This window comes from Streptomyces sp. NPDC008079 (assembly GCF_042957385.1).
Lineage (GTDB): Bacteria > Actinomycetota > Actinomycetes > Streptomycetales > Streptomycetaceae > Actinacidiphila.
Genome location: NZ_JBIBIC010000007.1, coordinates 289,467 through 304,927, shown reverse-complemented (window position 1 = coordinate 304,927; position 15,461 = coordinate 289,467). Strand labels below are relative to the sequence as shown.

Annotated in this window: 17 protein-coding genes; 12 read left to right on the top strand and 5 right to left on the bottom strand. The window is 70.4% G+C overall.

What is annotated here, in order from left to right; genetic code table 11:
- The first annotated feature begins 60 nt into the window (after window positions 1-60).
- Window positions 61-534, top strand: a complete 474-nt coding sequence (locus ACFZAM_RS18065) for an RDD family protein (protein ID WP_355343066.1) — start codon at window positions 61-63, stop codon at window positions 532-534.
- 152 nt (window positions 535-686) lie between these two features.
- On the opposite strand, the gene ACFZAM_RS18060 is transcribed toward ACFZAM_RS18065, so the two are convergent.
- Window positions 687-1,031: a hypothetical protein gene (locus ACFZAM_RS18060; protein WP_391047125.1), complete on the bottom strand. Its 345-nt coding sequence runs from the start codon at window positions 1,029-1,031 to the stop codon at window positions 687-689.
- Between the two features lie 316 nt (window positions 1,032-1,347).
- On the opposite strand from ACFZAM_RS18060, the gene ACFZAM_RS18055 reads away from it, so the two are divergent.
- Together ACFZAM_RS18055 and ACFZAM_RS18050 are read left to right on the top strand one after the other, a co-directional pair.
- Complete coding sequence (locus ACFZAM_RS18055; RefSeq protein WP_391047123.1) at window positions 1,348-3,756, top strand: immune inhibitor A domain-containing protein; 2,409 nt, start codon at window positions 1,348-1,350, stop codon at window positions 3,754-3,756.
- A gap of 159 nt (window positions 3,757-3,915) precedes the next feature.
- Window positions 3,916-4,239, top strand: coding sequence for a hypothetical protein (locus ACFZAM_RS18050; protein ID WP_391047122.1), 324 nt, complete (start codon window positions 3,916-3,918; stop codon window positions 4,237-4,239).
- Window positions 4,240-4,256: 17 nt separating this feature from the next.
- Here ACFZAM_RS18050 and ACFZAM_RS18045 read toward each other — a convergent pair whose 3' ends face one another.
- Window positions 4,257-4,847, bottom strand: a complete 591-nt coding sequence (locus ACFZAM_RS18045) for an isochorismatase family protein (RefSeq protein WP_355343078.1) — start codon at window positions 4,845-4,847, stop codon at window positions 4,257-4,259.
- 163 nt (window positions 4,848-5,010) lie between these two features.
- Complete coding sequence (locus ACFZAM_RS18040; protein ID WP_391047120.1) at window positions 5,011-6,339, bottom strand: nicotinate phosphoribosyltransferase; 1,329 nt, start codon at window positions 6,337-6,339, stop codon at window positions 5,011-5,013.
- Window positions 6,340-6,492: 153 nt separating this feature from the next.
- On the opposite strand from ACFZAM_RS18040, the gene clpS reads away from it, so the two are divergent.
- The 8 genes from clpS to ACFZAM_RS18000 all read left to right on the top strand — a co-directional run bounded on the left by clpS (window position 6,493) and on the right by ACFZAM_RS18000 (window position 12,032).
- Window positions 6,493-6,804 (top strand): ATP-dependent Clp protease adapter ClpS, encoded by a 312-nt coding sequence (gene clpS / locus ACFZAM_RS18035; protein ID WP_391047118.1) that lies wholly within the window; start codon window positions 6,493-6,495, stop codon window positions 6,802-6,804.
- Window positions 6,804-7,361 (top strand): DUF2017 family protein, encoded by a 558-nt coding sequence (locus ACFZAM_RS18030; RefSeq protein ID WP_391047204.1) that lies wholly within the window; start codon window positions 6,804-6,806, stop codon window positions 7,359-7,361. The genes clpS and ACFZAM_RS18030 overlap by 1 nt, the downstream gene beginning before the upstream one ends.
- 168 nt (window positions 7,362-7,529) lie before the next feature.
- Window positions 7,530-9,017 carry an amino acid permease gene (locus tag ACFZAM_RS18025; protein ID WP_391047115.1) on the top strand — a complete coding sequence of 496 codons (1,488 nt, stop codon included), beginning with the start codon at window positions 7,530-7,532 and terminating at the stop codon, window positions 9,015-9,017.
- A 111-nt stretch (window positions 9,018-9,128) separates the two neighbouring features.
- The gene (locus tag ACFZAM_RS18020; RefSeq protein ID WP_355343087.1) at window positions 9,129-9,539 is read left to right on the top strand and encodes a M67 family metallopeptidase; all 411 of its coding nucleotides are present in this window, start codon (window positions 9,129-9,131) and stop codon (window positions 9,537-9,539) included.
- Window positions 9,540-9,598: 59 nt separating this feature from the next.
- Entirely contained in the window at window positions 9,599-9,703 is a 105-nt protein-coding gene (locus ACFZAM_RS18015) for a putative leader peptide (RefSeq protein ID WP_317452711.1), read from the top strand.
- A 101-nt stretch (window positions 9,704-9,804) separates the two neighbouring features.
- Window positions 9,805-10,083: a MoaD/ThiS family protein gene (locus ACFZAM_RS18010; protein ID WP_188282154.1), complete on the top strand. Its 279-nt coding sequence runs from the start codon at window positions 9,805-9,807 to the stop codon at window positions 10,081-10,083.
- Window positions 10,083-11,033, top strand: a complete 951-nt coding sequence (locus ACFZAM_RS18005; RefSeq protein ID WP_391047110.1) for a cysteine synthase — start codon at window positions 10,083-10,085, stop codon at window positions 11,031-11,033. The genes ACFZAM_RS18010 and ACFZAM_RS18005 overlap by 1 nt, the downstream gene beginning before the upstream one ends.
- Before the next feature lie 246 nt (window positions 11,034-11,279).
- Window positions 11,280-12,032 carry an MBL fold metallo-hydrolase gene (locus ACFZAM_RS18000; protein ID WP_355343095.1) on the top strand — a complete coding sequence of 251 codons (753 nt, stop codon included), beginning with the start codon at window positions 11,280-11,282 and terminating at the stop codon, window positions 12,030-12,032.
- A 79-nt stretch (window positions 12,033-12,111) separates the two neighbouring features.
- Here ACFZAM_RS18000 and ACFZAM_RS17995 read toward each other — a convergent pair whose 3' ends face one another.
- Together ACFZAM_RS17995 and ACFZAM_RS17990 are read right to left on the bottom strand one after the other, a co-directional pair.
- Entirely contained in the window at window positions 12,112-13,371 is a 1,260-nt protein-coding gene (locus ACFZAM_RS17995) for a PTS transporter subunit EIIC (RefSeq protein ID WP_355343098.1), read from the bottom strand.
- Between the two features lie 211 nt (window positions 13,372-13,582).
- Complete coding sequence (locus tag ACFZAM_RS17990) at window positions 13,583-14,881, bottom strand: PTS transporter subunit EIIC (RefSeq protein ID WP_355343101.1); 1,299 nt, start codon at window positions 14,879-14,881, stop codon at window positions 13,583-13,585.
- Between the two features lie 216 nt (window positions 14,882-15,097).
- On the opposite strand from ACFZAM_RS17990, the gene ACFZAM_RS17985 reads away from it, so the two are divergent.
- Window positions 15,098-15,331, top strand: a complete 234-nt coding sequence (locus tag ACFZAM_RS17985; RefSeq protein ID WP_188282159.1) for a glucose PTS transporter subunit EIIB — start codon at window positions 15,098-15,100, stop codon at window positions 15,329-15,331.
- Window positions 15,332-15,461 lie beyond the last annotated feature (130 nt).

Sequence of the window (15,461 nt, the reverse complement as noted above, 5' to 3'; positions counted from 1 at the left end):
GGCGGAAGGGCGCCGCACACGCCCTGTACCGCCACCCGGATGGCTGATTGACTGAGCGTCATGAGTGCAGACCAGCCGTCCGGGATGGCCCCGCTCGCCTCCCTCGGCCAGCGGTTCCTGGCCCGGGTCGTCGACACCGCGATCCTGATCGTCCTCGACGTGCTGCTCAGCGCGGCGGTGTTCGGCGGTGATCTGTCCAATCCAGGTGACGCGGGCCGCGGCAAGGAGATCCTCGCGGGGGCGGCGACCTTCATCGCGTACTTCCTCTACGAGGGCGCCATGACGGCCGCCCGCGGGCAGACCCTCGGCAAGATGCTGCTGCGGATACGCGCGGCGCGCCTGGAGGACGGCGCGGTCCCCGGCGGCGTCGGCTGGACGCGGGCCGCGGTCTACGCGCTGCCCGGCGTGCTCGTCACGATCCTGATCGGCCCGCTCTTCTGGCTGCTCAACTCCCTGTGGTGCACCTGGGACAAGCCGTTCCGGCAGTGCCTGCACGACAAGGCGGCCAGGACCGTGGTCGTGGCCGCCGTCTGACGCGGTGCAGCGGTGAAGCGGTGCAGCGGACGAGCGCTGGAGCGATGAAGCGGTGGCGCCGTGAAGCGCCGAAGGGCCGAAGGGCCGAAGTGCCGAAGTGCCTTCAGCGGTGACATGCGGTGCGGGTCTTCCGCGCGGGTCCGCGCCGGGCCTCAGCGTCGTAGTGACGCCTCGCCGACCCGCGACGACTCGCGTACGCCGCGACCGCCGGCCGCCCGTGGGAGCGGGCGCTGTGCGGGGGACGGTTGGGCGCCGGACTCGGCGGCGGGAACGGTGGAACCGGTAGAGGCGCTGGGCCGGGCCTGGGCGGACCGCACCCGGGCGACGAAGGGCAGGGTGACGGTCACCGCGACGAGCAGGCCCAGGATCAGTCCCGCCGCGCAAATGACGGCGACTCCCACGCCGGACCGTGCGTCCGACAGCAGGAGCATCGCGAAGGTGGACAGGACAACGGTCAGGGAACCGTAGGCGAGTTGCGCGGTCGTAGGACGTGGCATTGGGGGAATCCGTCCTCGGTAGCGGGCTGGCTCTACGCTTCGGCATGCCCGGCCCGAACATGGGGTAAGCGTGACCTAACCCACGGTGCGGAGCACGAGGGGGCGCACGGGGTCGCAAGCGTGTCAGGCGTCTCATCCTGCGGACGCCGGTGTCCGTCAACGCCCGGACGGTGGCGGCCGGTTGGTGTGACCTGTGGGTCCGCTGAGCGGTGCCGGGAAACCGGTAAACGTACTGGCCTGCCATGCTCAAGTCAAGATCTGTTTTTTCTCCCGTCACTCCGATGCAATGGCCTTTCTCAAGGGGAGGTCAAAAATCTTGAAAACGCAGCGGAGGATCACCAAACCCGCCGCCCTGGCCCTCGCGATAGCCGTGTTGGGCGTCACCGCGGTCACCACCGCGGGGGCGTACGCGGCTCCCGCCGAGAAGGGGCAGCCCGCACCCGTGGCCAGCCACGATCCGGCGGAGAACCAGGCCCACGATCTGCCGGGCCCGTTCAGCGAGAAGCAGTCGGCCGAGCGTACGGCCGCGCTTCAGCAGGTCGTGAACGGCGACGCGACCGTGCAGCAGCGCGGCGGCTCGAAGGTCGTCCAACTCGGCTCCGGCAAGGGCAAGAAGAGCAAGTACGTCGAGCTGGGCCGCGAGCAGACCGACAAGATCTTCACGATTCTTGTCGAGTTCGGCGACCAGGTCGACAACACCACGACGTACGACCCGGACGGCCCCGACGGCCCGCAGCCGCCGGTCGTGAAGTACGGCGGCGACCCGGGCCCCGCGCACAACACCATCGCCAAGCCGGACCCGAAGAACGACAACAGCACGGCCTGGCAGGCGGATTACAACCAGCAGCACTTCAACGACCTCTACTTCTCGCACGACGCGAAGAAGGAGTCGCTGGCGAAGTACTACGAGAAGCAGTCCTCGGGCCGCTACTCGGTGGAGGGCGAGGTCTCCTCCTGGGTCAAGGTGCCCTGGAACGAGGCCCGTTACGGCTCCAACTACTGCGGCGCCAGCACCTGCTCCAGCGCCTGGGACCTGATCCGCGACGCCACCACCGCGTACGTCGCCGACCAGAAGGCCCAGGGCCGCACCGACGCGCAGATCAAGGCGGACCTGGCCCAGTACGACCAGTGGGACCGCTACGACTACGACGGCGACGGCAACTTCAACGAGCCCGACGGCTACATCGACCACTTCCAGATCGTGCACGCGGGCGAGGACGAGTCCGCGGGCGGCGGCGCCCAGGGCACGGACGCGCTGTGGGCGCACCGCTGGTACGCCTACGGCACCGACGCGGGCCGCACGGGCCCGGCCGACAACAAGTCCGGCGGCACCCAGATCGGCAACACCGGCGTCTGGATCGGTGACTACACCCTCCAGCCGGAGAACGGCGGACTCGGCGTCTTCGCGCACGAGTACGGCCACGACCTCGGCCTGCCCGACGAGTACGACACCACGTACGTCGGCGAGTCCAGCGTCGGCTTCTGGTCGCTGATGTCCTCCGGCTCCTGGATGGGCACCGGCAAGGACTCGATCGGCGACCTCCCGGACGACATGAGCGCCTGGGACAAGCTCCAGCTCGGCTGGCTCAACTACGGTACGGCCAAGGCCGCTTCGCGCTCAACGACCAAGCTGGGCGTCGCCGAGTACAACACCAAGGACAAGCAGGCGCTGATCGTCTCGCTGCCCGACAAGGCGGTCACCACCGCCATCACCGCGCCCGCCGAGGGCAGCAAGCAGTGGTGGAGCGGCAGCGGCGACAACCTGTCCAACACCCTGACCCGCTCGGTCGACCTGACCGGCAAGTCCTCGGCGTCGCTGGCCCTCAAGGGCTGGTGGGACATCGAGGAGGGGTACGACTACCTCTACACCGAGGCGTCCGCCGACGGCGGGGCCACCTGGACCGCGCTCGACGGCACCGCCAACGGCAAGTCCATCCCGCGCGACGGCGGCGGCACCCCGGCGCTGACCGGCACCAACGGCGCGTACCAGGACCTGTCCTTCCCGCTGAACGCCTACGCGGGCAAGCAGATCCAGCTCCGCTTCCGCTACCTGACCGACGGTGGCGTGGCCCAGCAGGGCTTCGCGGCCGACGCGATCTCGGTCACCGCGGACGGCGCGACCGTCTTCACCGACGGTGCCGAGACGGACGACAACGGCTGGACCGCCAAGGGCTTCTCCCGGATCGGGGCGTCGTTCACCAACGACTACCCGCAGTACTACATCGCGGAGAACCGGCAGTACGTCTCGTACGACAAGACGCTGAAGACCGGCCCGTACAACTTCGGCTGGACGAGCACCCGGCCGGACTGGGTCGAGCACTACCCGTACCAGAACGGTCTGCTGGTCTGGCTGTGGGACACCTCGCAGTCCGACAACAACGTCGGCATCCACCCCGGCACGGGCCAGATCCTGCCGATCGACGCCCACGCCAAGGCGGAGAAGTGGTCGGACGGCAGCGTGATGCGCAACCGCATCCAGGCGTACGACTCGCCGTTCAGTTGGTTCCCGACCGACGGCTTCACCGTGCACACCAACGGTGTCGCCACCAAGGTCAAGGCGAAGCTCGGCAACCCGGTCTTCGACGACCACTACGGCTCCTACTGGGACGCCGCGAACCCGACCGGCGGGGTGAAGGTGCAGGACACCAACACCCGGATCACCATCGTCGGTGAGGCGCTCGACGGCAGCACGATGACCCTCCAGGTCGGGCCGGCGCACCGCTGATCACCGCGCCGATCGCCGGGCTAATCACCGGGACGGTCACCGCACGAAGATCGTCCTGATCGGGTCGCATCCGCTGTGACCTGCTGTTTCATCCGGGTTCATCCCGCGTTCGGCCGTCGTCCTCTGGTGGGCGGCGGCCGAACGGCTGATGATGTGACCATGGCGGTCGGTGGATTCACCAAGCTCCCGGGCGGCACGGTCGTCGTCGCACTCGGCCTGCCGCATCCGGCGTGCCCCGAACGCACGGTACGGGTCGTGGTGCACGCCCAGAACCGGCAGCGCGCCCTCACCCGGCTCAGCAACCTCGGCTTCCGCGGCGCCCGGCTCACCGGCAACGCCGAGCCGCCCACGCCCGACGAGGTCACCGCGGTCCTGCACCACCCGGACGGCCTGGTCTGGCGCGAATACCGCGGCAAGGGGGACGTCGGCGCCAGCACCGAGCTGTGGCACCCGATCTCGGCGCTGAACCGTACTCCGCACTAGCTGAACCGTACTCCGCGCTAGCCGGCGACCACCGGGGCGCCGGTCAGCTCCACGCCCGCCTCGCGCAGCTCCACCAGCGCCCGGTCGGTCGTCGTGGGCGCCACGCCCGCGGTCAGCGAGAGCAGCACGCGGGTCGTGAAGCCGTCGCGTACGGAGTCCAGCGCGGTCGCCCGCACGCAGTGGTCGGTGGCGATGCCCACCACGTCCACCTCCGTGACGCCGCGCTCGCGCAGCCAGCCGGTCAGCGCCGCGCCGTTCTCGTCCAGGCCCTCGAAGCCGCTGTACGCCGCCGCGTAGGCCCCCTTGTCGAAGACCGCGTCCACCGCGCCGGAGGCGACCGCGGGCGCGAAGTTCGGGTGGAACCCCGCGCCCTCCGTGCCCGCCACGCAGTGCACCGGCCACGACGTCACGAAGTCCGGCCGGTCCGAGAAGTGCGAGCCCGGGTCGATGTGGTGGTCCCTGGTGGCGACGACGTGCCGGTAGCTGCCCGCCGACTCCCCGATCAGGTCCGTGATCGCCGCGGCCACGTCGGCCCCGCCGGTCACCGCGAGGCTGCCGCCCTCGCAGAAGTCGTTCTGCACGTCGACGACGATCAATGCGCGGTGCATTTTGCCCTTCCGGCGGAAAGTGTGGAAACGGTCCCGAGCCTAGGGGTGCGCTCCCCCCAACGTAAGACGTTGCCCTCCCCGCTGCGCGGGGAACCGCGCGCTCAGCCGTCGACGGGCCGCTCGCGCGGTTCCTCGCGCCCCTGAGGGGGCGCCCCCGCGGGGGTCACATCAGTTCGGTGGGGAGGACGGGCTCGCCGCGGGAGAGCTGGGTCGCGGAGAGGGGAAGGCCCGCGCGAGCGGTGATGTGGCGGGCGCGGGCGGAGTCGAGGGGCTCGCGGCCGATGACCTCGCCGTGGCGGACGAGGGGGACGAGGAGCTGGCGGTCGGCGAGCTCGGGCGGCACGGCCCCGGTGCCGACCACCTCGGCGGCGGCGACGCCGTCCTCGTCGAGCCGCCGGGCGGCCCACTTGCGGCCGCCGACGCTCGTCTTGCCGCCGAGTGACTTCTTGGCGACGGAGACCAGCGGCTCGTCGGGGTCGTCGGAGGTGGCGCGGGCCACGAGCTTGTAGACCATCGAGCAGGTGGGGTGCCCGCTGCCGGTGACCAGGGAGGTGCCGACCCCGTAGGCGTCCACGGGCGCGGCGGCCATCGAGGCGATGGCGTACTCGTCCAGATCGGAGGTCACGATGATCTTCGTGTCCTTGGCGCCGAGGTCGTCGAGCTGCTGGCGCACCCGGTAGGCGAGCAGCAGCAGGTCGCCGGAGTCGATCCGGACCGCTCCCAGCTCGGGCCCGGCGATCTCCACGGCGGTGCGCACGGCGCTGGTGAGGTCGTACGTGTCCACCAGCAGCGTCGTGCCGCGGCCGAGCGCGTCCACCTGGGCGGTGAACGCGTCGCGCTCGGTGTCGTGCAGCAGCGTGAAGGCGTGCGCGCTGGTGCCGATGGTCGGGATGCCGTACCGGAAACCGGCGGCGAGGTTGGAGGAGGAGCCGAAGCCGCCGATGTACGCGGCCCGCGAGGCGGCCACCGCGGCCAGCTCGTGGGCGCGCCTGGCGCCCATCTCCATCAGCGGACGGCCGCCCGCGGCCACCGCCATCCGGGAGGCCGCCGCGGCGATCGCCGAGTCGTGGTTGAGGATCGACAGGATGACCGTCTCCAGCAGCACGGCCTCGGCGAAGGTGCCCTCGACGCGCAGGATCGGCGAGCCGGGGAAGTACACCTCGCCCTCCGGGTATCCCCAGATGTCGCCGGTGAAGCGGTAGCCCGCCAGCCAGTCGAGGGTCGCGGAGTCCACCACGCCCTCGCGCTCCAGGAATTCCAGCACGGGTTCGTCGAAGCGGAAGTTCTCCACCGCGTCGAGGACCCGGCCGGTGCCGGCGACCACTCCGTAGCGGCGCCCCTCGGGCAGCCTGCGGGTGAACGCCTCGAAGACCGAGCGGCGCTGCGCGGCGCCGCTGCGCAGGGCGGCCCGCAGCATCGTCAGCTCGTACCGGTCGGTGAACAGGGCGGTGGACGGCACGTCCACCGGCAGTCCCAGGTCTGCTGTGCTCATGGCGAGGATGCTACCCCCAATACTCGTCAGAGTGACGATTTCTCGGGGCAAGTGTGCGGCGCCGCACACCGACGGATTCCGCGCGGGCGCAAAACCCCCCATTCGGCGGTGCCGCGCACGCCCATTTGTGCGAGGCACCACAGGAGCGGCAGCATGGAACCTGTGAGTGTCGCGCCAGTAGAAGTCGAGCGTCCCGAAGCGAGCGAAGCGCCTTTCGAGGTTCCCGCGCCGGACGTGCCGTGGGTGACCCTCGTCCACAACGACCCCGTCAACCTCATGAGCTACGTGACGTATGTCTTCCAGACCTACTTCGGGTACTCGAAGGGCAAGGCCAAGAAGCTGATGGAAGACGTCCATTACAAGGGCCGCGCCGTGGTGTCGACCGGCACCCGCGAGGAGATGGAACGCGACGTGCAGGCGATGCACGGATACGGCCTGTGGGCCACCTTGACGCAGGACCGCTGATGGGCCGCCGCGCCCGTGCGGGCTACTTCGAGCGGGTCCGCGGCGGCGGCGCCGCGATCGAGCTGGACACAGTGGAGATCTCCATCCTCCGCAGCCTCACGGCGCAGTTGCTCGAACTCGTCGGTCCGGGCAGCCAGCCCGCGGAGGCCGACGACGACCCGCTGGCCGCGCTCTTCGCCGACGGCCCCACCAAGCCCCCGGAGGACCCGGCGCTGGCCCGGCTCTTCCCGAGCGCGTACGAGGAGACCGCCGACGCCGCCGAATTCCGCCGCTTCACCGAGAACGACCTGCGCGCCCGCAAGCGCGAGGACGCCCTCGCCGTGCTGCGCGCGCTGGACGCGGGCGGCCCGCTGATCCGGCTCAGCGCCGACGAGGCCCGCCAGTGGCTCGGCACGCTCAACGACCTGCGGCTGTCCATCGGCGCCCGGCTGGAGGTCAGCGAGGACGAGCGCAGCGAGCTGTACCACCTGCCGGACGAGGACCCGCGCAAGCCGCTGATGCTCGCCTTCCAGTGGTTCGGCCTGCTCCAGGAGACCCTGCTCGAAGCCCTCACCTGAGCCGCGCCCGGCCCTCACCTGAGCCCCGCGCGGTCCTCACCTGAGCCGCGCCCGAGCCGCGCCCACCCGCCCCCGGCCCGTGTCCGCCCCTCATCCGGCCCGCACCCGACCTGACGGACCGTCGGCCGCCGACGGGCGGCGCCGTGCCGCACGTGGTACGAATCCGGCATGACGGACGTGTCGGACGTGACGGGTGGAACGGACGGGCGGGACGGGGCGGGCGAGGCCCCGGCGGGGGACGAGGGGTACGCGCGCGGCCTCGGCAGCCGCCAGATCCAGATGATCGCCATCGGCGGCGCGATCGGCACCGGCCTGTTCCTCGGCGCGGGCCGCGCCATCCACCAGGCGGGCCCCGGCCTGGTCCTGATGTACGCCGTCGCGGGCGTCGCCATCTTCGTCATCATGCGCGCGCTCGGCGAACTCCTCACCTACCGCCCGGTGTCCGGCTCCTTCGCCGACTACGCCCGCGAATTCCTCGGCCCCTTCGCGGGCTTCGTCACCGGCTGGACGTACTGGCTGATGTGGGTGGTCACCGGCATGGCCGAGGTCACCGCCGCCGCCACCTACCTCGCGTACTGGTGGCCCTGGATTCCGCAGTGGACCGCCGCCCTCGGCTTCCTCGTCCTGCTCTTCGCGGCCAATCTGATCTCCGTGCGGCTCTTCGGCGAGGTCGAGTTCTGGCTGTCGATGGTGAAGGTCACCGCCATCGCGGGCATGATCCTCATCGGCGTCGGCGTCCTCACCCTCGGGGTGTCCGCGGCCGGTGACACCGCCTCGGTCGGCCACCTGTGGCGCGACGGCGGGGTCTTTCCCAACGGCGTCGGCTCCTCGCTGCTCACCCTCCAGATCGTCATGTTCGCCTATCTGGCCGTCGAACTCGTCGGCGTCACCGCGGGCGAGGCCGAGAACCCCCGCGAGACGCTGCCCAAGGCCATCAACACCCTTCCCTGGCGCATCGGCCTGTTCTACGTCGGCGCGCTCGCCGTCATCCTCTGCGTCGTCCCCTGGACCGAATTCCGGCCCGGCGTCAGCCCGTTCGTGGCCGCCTTCGCCCGGATCGGCATCCCCTTCGGCGCGGGCATCGTCAACTTCGTGGTGCTCACCGCCGCCCTGTCGTCCTGCAACTCCGGGATGTACTCCACCGGGCGCATGCTCCGCGACCTCGCCGTCAACGGCCAGGGCCCGCGGGTCTTCACCCGCCTCACCGCCCGCCGCACCCCGGCCACCGGCACCCTGGTCTCCGTCGCCCTGATGGGCACCGGCGTGTGGCTCAACTACGTCGACCCCGCAGGCGCGTTCACGTACATCACCGCCTTCGCGACCGTCGCCGCCGTCTGGACCTGGGGGGTGATCCTTGCCTCGCACATCCGCTACCGCGCCGCGGTCAAGGACGGGCGCGCGGCGGCGGCCTGGTTCACCGCGCCCGGCGGCGCCGTCGCCAGCTGGCTCGCGCTCGCCTTCCTCGTCCTGGTGCTGGTGCTGATCGGCGCCGACGCCGACGCCCGGATCTCGCTGTACGGCGTCCCGCTGTGGCTCGCGCTCCTGGCCGGCGGCTACACGCTGCTCAAGCGGCGCAATCCGGCCGCCTTCGCCCGCAGGGCCCACCTGGCGCCCGCCCCCACCCCCGCCGCCGCGACCGCGACCACCGGGCCGTAGGCGCCGGGCCCCGGCCACCGGGCCGTGAGCGCCGGGCCCCGGCCACCGGGCCGTGAGCGCCGGGCCCCGACCACCGGGCCGTGACCGCGCGGCCCCTGTTATTTTTCCCGCATGCTCACCATCACCCAGGACCTGTACGACCGGATCGTCGCGCACGCCGAGGCCGACGCCCCCGACGAGGCGTGCGGGGTCGTCGCGGGCCCCGAGGACAGCGACCGCCCCGAGCGGTTCGTGCCCATGCTGAACGCGGCCCGCTCACCCACCTTCTACGAGTTCGACTCGATGGAGCAGCTCCGGCTCGACAAGGAGATGCGGCAGCGCGGCGAGGAGCAGGTGGTGATCTACCACTCGCACACCGCGACGGAGGCGTACCCCTCCCGTACCGACATCTCGCTCGCCCAGGAACCCGGCGCGCACTACGTGCTGGTCTCGCTCGCGGAGGAGTTCCAGTTCCGCTCGTTCCGCATCGTGGACGGTGTCGTCACCGAAGAACCCGTACAGGTCGTGGACTCCTACGTCTGACGGTCCGGATCGTGGGACGGCCGTCTCGGCCCACCAGGGGGAATCGATACGATGACCCCATGGTTCTCTTCGACGTGAGTGACAAGGCGCCGGGCACGCTGCTCGTGGCGCGGCTGCACGTCGACCTGTGCCGCCGCACCAGCGCGGCGTGTCAGGGCGCCTGACCACCCGCGCCCGCTTCCGCACGCACCCCGCACGACCGCTGAAGCACCGCAGCCCCGCCCCGCCCCTGTCGTCGTACGCACGCACTCACTGGAGCGCAGTCATGGCCATCGAGGTCCGCATCCCGACCATCCTCCGCACCTACACCGACGGCCAGAAGGCCGTCGAAGGCGCCGGGACCACCCTGGACGAGCTGTTCGCGGACCTCGACACCCGGCACGCGGGCCTGCGCGACCGCGTCGTGGACGGCGGCGAGCTGCGCCGCTTCGTGAACGTCTACCTCAACGACGAGGACGTCCGCTTCCTCGACGGCATCTCCACCAAGGTCGCCGACGGCGACAGCGTGACGATCCTCCCGGCAGTGGCCGGCGGCGCGCGCTGATGCGTTACGACAGTTCGCTGGCGGCGGTCGGCAACACCCCGCTGGTCCGCCTGCCGCGCCTGTCGCCGTCCGACGAGGTGAGCGTCTGGGCGAAGCTGGAGGACCGCAATCCGACCGGCTCGGTCAAGGACCGCCCGGCCCTGCACATGATCGAGCAGGCCGAGGCGGACGGCCGCCTCACGCCCGGCTGCACCATCCTGGAGCCCACCTCAGGCAACACCGGCATCTCGCTGGCCATGGCCGCCCGCCTCAAGGGCTACCGGATCGTCTGCGTCATGCCGGAGAACACCTCCTCCGAGCGGCGCGAGCTGCTGGCCATGTGGGGCGCGGAGATCATCTCCTCACCGGCCGCGGGCGGCTCCAACACCGCGGTCCGGGTCGCCAAGGAACTGGCCGCCGAGCACCCCGACTGGGTGATGCTCTACCAGTACGGCAACCCTGCCAACCCGGCCGCGCACTACGCCACCACCGGCCCGGAGATCCTCGCCGACCTCCCCACCATCACCCACTTCGTCGCCGGTCTCGGCACCACCGGCACCCTCATGGGCGTCGGCCGCTTCCTGCGCGAGAAGGTGCCGGGAATCTCCGTCGTCGCCGCCGAGCCGCGCTACGACGACGTCGTCTACGGCCTGCGCAACCTCGACGAGGGCTTCGTGCCCGAGCTGTACGACGAGTCCGTGCTCACCACCCGCTTCTCCGTCGGCTCCGAGGACGCGGTCCGCCGCACCCGCGAACTCCTGTCGCAGGAAGGCATCTTCGCCGGGGTCTCCACCGGCGCGGCCCTGCACGCCGCCCTCGGCGTGGCCGCCAAGGCGCACCGCGCCGCCCAGCGCGCCGACATCGTCTTCATCGTCGCCGACGGCGGCTGGAAGTACCTCTCGACCGGCATCTACACCGCCGAGTCCACCGAGGCCGCCGTCGCGGCCCTGCACGGCCAGCTCTGGGCCTGACCGCTCGTCGGCCGGCCCGTCCGGCGTTCCAGGACACCCCCCGGTGCGCGGGGGCCCGCGTTGGTGTTCGGCAACCGGCCCCGCGGCCCCCCGTACTGGTGATTCCGCCCACAACGAGGTGCGGGAGAGGCGCGTGAGGACCCCCCGCGCCTTACCCTCTCAAGACATGGCGGACCGTCCCGCCAATCCCCCCACTCCAGCCGGAATGGGGTGATCTGTGGCGCGCCCACGGAGGTGTTTCCAGGAATGAAGCTCACCGTCGTCGGCTGCTCGGGGTCGTTCCCGTCCGCGGAATCGGCTTGTTCGAGCTACCTCGTCGAGGCCGACGGCTTCCGGCTGCTGATCGACATGGGCAACGGCGCCCTCGGCGAACTGCAGCGTCACTGCGGCCTGTACGACCTGGACGCCGTACTGCTCAGCCATCTGCACGCCGACCACTGCATCGACATGTGCGGCTACTTCGTGGCCCGCTACTACCGGCACGACGGCGGCCCCGCCGCCCCGATCCCGGTCTACGGCCCCGAGGGCACCGAGCGCCGTCTGAGCATCGCCTACGGCGACGTGCCGGACGAGAAGTGCATGAGCGAGGTCTTCGACTTCCGCACCCTGGAGCCCGGCGCCTTCCGCCTGGGCCCGTTCGGCATCACCACGGACCTGGTCAGCCACCCGGTCGAGGCGTACGGGTTCCGTATCGAGTACGAGGGCAGCACGCTGGCGTACTCCGGCGACACCGGCCCCTGCGCCGCCCTGGACGGGCTCGCGGACGGCGCCGACCTCTTCTTGTGCGAGGCGTCCTTCACGCACGGCAAGGAGGACATCCCCGAGCTGCACCTCAACGGCCGCGAGGCCGGGGAGGCCGCCGCCCGCGCCCGCGCCGGACGCCTGGTCCTCACCCACATCCCGCCGTGGACCAACCCCTCGGTCAACCTGCGTGACGCCAAGTCCGCCTTCGAAGGTCCGGTCGAACTCGCCGTCTCCGGCGCGGTCTACGAACTCTGACCGGAACGCGGACGGCGGGCCCGTAACCGTATCCGGTCCCGGACCCGCCGCGGGTGGCTGAACTGTCAGCGCCCGTACGTCACTTGGTGATGTCCTCGATCTCCTCCTCGGGCTCGCGGCCCGGGGTGGGGATGTTGAACTTGACGATCGCGAACCGGAAGACGAAGTAGTAGATCGCTCCGAAGACCAGGCCGATCGGGATGATCAGATACGGCTTGGTGGCGAGGTTCCAGTTCAGCGCGTAGTCGATGAAGCCCGCGGAGAAGGTGAAGCCCGCGTGCACGCCCAGCGCCCAGGTGATGGCCATCGACGCTGCGGTCAGCACGGCGTGGATCGCGTACAGCAGCGGCGCGATGAACATGAACGAGAACTCGATCGGCTCGGTGACACCGGTCACGAACGAGGTCAGGGCGAGCGAGAGCATCATGCCCATGACGGCCTTGCGGCGCTCGGGGCGCGCGGTGTGCGCCATGGCCAGCGCGGCGGCGGGCAGGCCGAACATCATGATCGGGAAGAAGCCCGCCATGAACTGGCCCGCGGTCGGGTCGTGGGCGAAGAACCGGGTCAGGTCGCCGTGCACGATCGTGCCGGAGGCGTCCTTGAAGTCGCCGATCTGGAACCAGGCGACGGAGTTCACGAACTGGTGCATGCCGACCGGGATCAGACCGCGGTTGATCAGGCCGAACAGGCCGGCGCCGACCGCGCCGAGGCCGGTCATCCACTCGCCGAAGTTGCTGATGCCCTCGCCGATCGGCTTCCAGACCAGGCCGAAGAAGACACCCATGCCGGTGCCGACGAAGGCCATGATGATCGGGACGAGGCGGCGGCCGTTGAAGAAGCCGAGCCAGTCGACCAGCTTGGTGCGGTGGAAGCGCTGCCACAGCACGGCGGCCAGCAGACCCATCAGGATGCCGCCGAGGACACCGGGGTTGTTGTACGTGGCCGCGACGTCGACGCCCTTGTTGGCGGTGGTGTTGACGACCGCGTCGGTGACCGGGAACGCCTGGAGGACCCGGCTGTAGACCAGGAAGCCGACCAGGGCGGCCAGCGCGGTGGAGCCGTCGGACTTCTTCGCGAAGCCGATGGCGACGCCTATGCAGAACAGCAGCGGCAGGTTGTCGAAGACCGCGCCGCCGGCCTCGGCGAAGACGGTCGCGACCTTGCCCCAGCCCAGACCGTCGGCGCCGAAGACGTCGGGCTGGCCGAGCCGGAGCAGGATGCCCGCGGCCGGCAGGACGGCGATCGGGAGCTGGAGGCTCCGTCCCACCTTCTGCAGACCCTGGAACAGGCCGGAGCCCCGCTTCTTCGCGGGAGCCGCCGTGCCGGTGGCCGTACTCATCAGATTCCTCCTGGTGAGGCGGGCGCATGGAAGGGGACGGCCCGCCGCCGTGGTCTATACCACTCAGTGGTGTAGACCAGTTTTAACACGTGAGGGAGGCGTAAAGGAATCCATGATTCCGGATCGTTGTGTGTGCCATGAGTCACACGCTGGGTGACATGACAAAAGCCCCCAAGTCCGGGGACTTGGGGGCTTTTACGACGCCGAATCGTTACTTTACGTTGCCCTGCTCCAGCTCGGCCTCGATCTCGTCCGGCTCCCGGCCCGGCGTGGCCAGGTTGAACTTCACGATCACGAAGCGGAAGAGCGCGTAGTAGACCACGGCGAAACACGCGCCGACGATCAGCAGCAGCCAGGGTTTGGTGGCCAGGTTCCAGTTCAGGCAGTAGTCGATCAGACCGGCCGAGAAGCTGAAGCCGTCCTTGGCGCCCAGCCCCCAGCAGACCGCCATCGAGACGCCGGTCAGCACCGCGTGGAAGGCGTACAGCAGCGGTGCGATGAACAGGAAGGAGTACTCGATCGGCTCGGTGATCCCGGTGACGAACGACGTCAGGCCGACCGAGAGCATCATGCCGCTGATCTCCTTGCGGCGGTGCGGCTTGGCGGTGTGCGCGATGGCCAGCGCGGCGGCGGGCAGCGCGAACATCATGATCGGGAAGAAGCCGGTCTGGAACTGCCCGGCCGTCGGGTCGCCCGCCAGGAAGCGCGGGATGTCGCCGTGCACGACCGTGCCGTCCGGCTTGGTGAAGTCGCCGAACTGGAACCACACGAAGGTGTTCAGGAACTGGTGCAGACCCACCGTGAGCAGCGCGCGGTTGGCGACACCGAAGATGCCCGAGCCGATCGCGCCGAGGTCCACCAGCCACTTGCTGAAGCTGGTCAGCGCGTCGCCGATCGGCGGCCAGACCCAGGTGCAGATCACCGCGAAGACGATCGCGACTCCGGCCATCATGATCGGCACCAGGCGGCGGCCGTTGAAGAAGCCGAGCCAGTCGACCAGCTTGGTGCGGTGGAAGCGCTGCCAGAAGTACGCGGTCAGCAGCCCGAGCACGATGCCGCCGAAGACACCGGGGTTCTGGTACGTGGCCGCCGCCGCCGTACCGTCCTTGGCGATGCACGCGCCCGCCGACAGTACGGTGCCGGGCCCGCAGTCCTTGGGGAACTGGTGCAGCACGCCGTTGTAGACCAGGAAACCGGCCACCGCGGCGAGCGCGGTCGAGCCGTCGGACTTCTTGGCCATGCCGATGGCCACACCCACGCAGAACAGCAGCGGCAGACCGATCGAGCCGTCCAGCAGCGCGCCGCCCGCGCCGACGAAGACCTTGGCCACCCGGTCCCAGCCGAGGCCGTCGGCGCCGAAGACGTCCGGCTGGCCCAGCCGGTTCAAGATGCCCGCGGCGGGCAGGACGGCGATCGGCAGCTGGAGGCTGCGGCCCATCTTCTGGAGCCCTTGGAACAGCACGCTCAACCAGGGTTTGCGGGGCGCCGCGGACGCGGTGGCCGAACTCATTCGGTGTCCTCCCTGACTGCTGCCTGCGGGCGTTCGCGTACAGTGGCCGTACATTGGTTTAGACCACTTGTACGCAGGCGGCGCCCGTCCGGCAGGGGGGCGCCGCTGAGCGCCATGGTGGTCCACCCGGGGGTCAACCGCCCGTGAAGTTGGGCCAACCGTGCGTTACCGTGACATATCGGACTCACGGTGGGTCAGGGAAACAGGAGACAAGAGATGGCCAGCAAGGCTGAGAAGATCGTCGCCGGTCTCGGCGGACTCGACAACATCGAAGAGGTCGAGGGCTGCATCACCCGGCTGCGCACCGAGGTACGGGACCCCTCCCTCGTCGACGAGGCCGCCCTCAAGGCCGCGGGCGCCCACGGCGTCGTCAAAATGGGCACCGCCATCCAGGTCGTCATCGGCACCGACGCGGACCCGATCGCGGCGGACATCGAAGACATGATGTGACGCGGCGCCCGCGCTGAACGTCCGAGGACCGCGTCACTCCCGTGGCGCGGTCCTCCCCGTTCCCGCCGACGGCCGCGGGCCGCGCCCCCGACGGGCCCCGCGGTCCCGGACCCACCCGGTCCTGCGCGGC

What these genes read in the sequence shown, in the direction of transcription:
- ACFZAM_RS18065 (WP_355343066.1), top strand. Translation starts at nt 61, where the DNA reads ATGAGTGCAGACCAGCCGTCCGGGATGGCCCCGCTCGCCTCCCTCGGC.
- ACFZAM_RS18060 (WP_391047125.1), bottom strand. Translation starts at nt 1,031, where the DNA reads ATGCCACGTCCTACGACCGCGCAACTCGCCTACGGTTCCCTGACCGTT.
- ACFZAM_RS18050 (WP_391047122.1), top strand. Translation starts at nt 3,916, where the DNA reads ATGGCGGTCGGTGGATTCACCAAGCTCCCGGGCGGCACGGTCGTCGTC.
- ACFZAM_RS18045 (WP_355343078.1), bottom strand. Translation starts at nt 4,847, where the DNA reads ATGCACCGCGCATTGATCGTCGTCGACGTGCAGAACGACTTCTGCGAG.
- ACFZAM_RS18040 (WP_391047120.1), bottom strand. Translation starts at nt 6,339, where the DNA reads ATGAGCACAGCAGACCTGGGACTGCCGGTGGACGTGCCGTCCACCGCC.
- clpS (WP_391047118.1), top strand. Translation starts at nt 6,493, where the DNA reads ATGGAACCTGTGAGTGTCGCGCCAGTAGAAGTCGAGCGTCCCGAAGCG.
- ACFZAM_RS18030 (WP_391047204.1), top strand. Translation starts at nt 6,804, where the DNA reads ATGGGCCGCCGCGCCCGTGCGGGCTACTTCGAGCGGGTCCGCGGCGGC.
- ACFZAM_RS18025 (WP_391047115.1), top strand. Translation starts at nt 7,530, where the DNA reads ATGACGGACGTGTCGGACGTGACGGGTGGAACGGACGGGCGGGACGGG.
- ACFZAM_RS18020 (WP_355343087.1), top strand. Translation starts at nt 9,129, where the DNA reads ATGCTCACCATCACCCAGGACCTGTACGACCGGATCGTCGCGCACGCC.
- ACFZAM_RS18015 (WP_317452711.1), top strand. Translation starts at nt 9,599, where the DNA reads ATGGTTCTCTTCGACGTGAGTGACAAGGCGCCGGGCACGCTGCTCGTG.
- ACFZAM_RS18010 (WP_188282154.1), top strand. Translation starts at nt 9,805, where the DNA reads ATGGCCATCGAGGTCCGCATCCCGACCATCCTCCGCACCTACACCGAC.
- ACFZAM_RS18005 (WP_391047110.1), top strand. Translation starts at nt 10,083, where the DNA reads ATGCGTTACGACAGTTCGCTGGCGGCGGTCGGCAACACCCCGCTGGTC.
- ACFZAM_RS18000 (WP_355343095.1), top strand. Translation starts at nt 11,280, where the DNA reads ATGAAGCTCACCGTCGTCGGCTGCTCGGGGTCGTTCCCGTCCGCGGAA.
- ACFZAM_RS17995 (WP_355343098.1), bottom strand. Translation starts at nt 13,371, where the DNA reads ATGAGTACGGCCACCGGCACGGCGGCTCCCGCGAAGAAGCGGGGCTCC.
- ACFZAM_RS17990 (WP_355343101.1), bottom strand. Translation starts at nt 14,881, where the DNA reads ATGAGTTCGGCCACCGCGTCCGCGGCGCCCCGCAAACCCTGGTTGAGC.
- ACFZAM_RS17985 (WP_188282159.1), top strand. Translation starts at nt 15,098, where the DNA reads ATGGCCAGCAAGGCTGAGAAGATCGTCGCCGGTCTCGGCGGACTCGAC.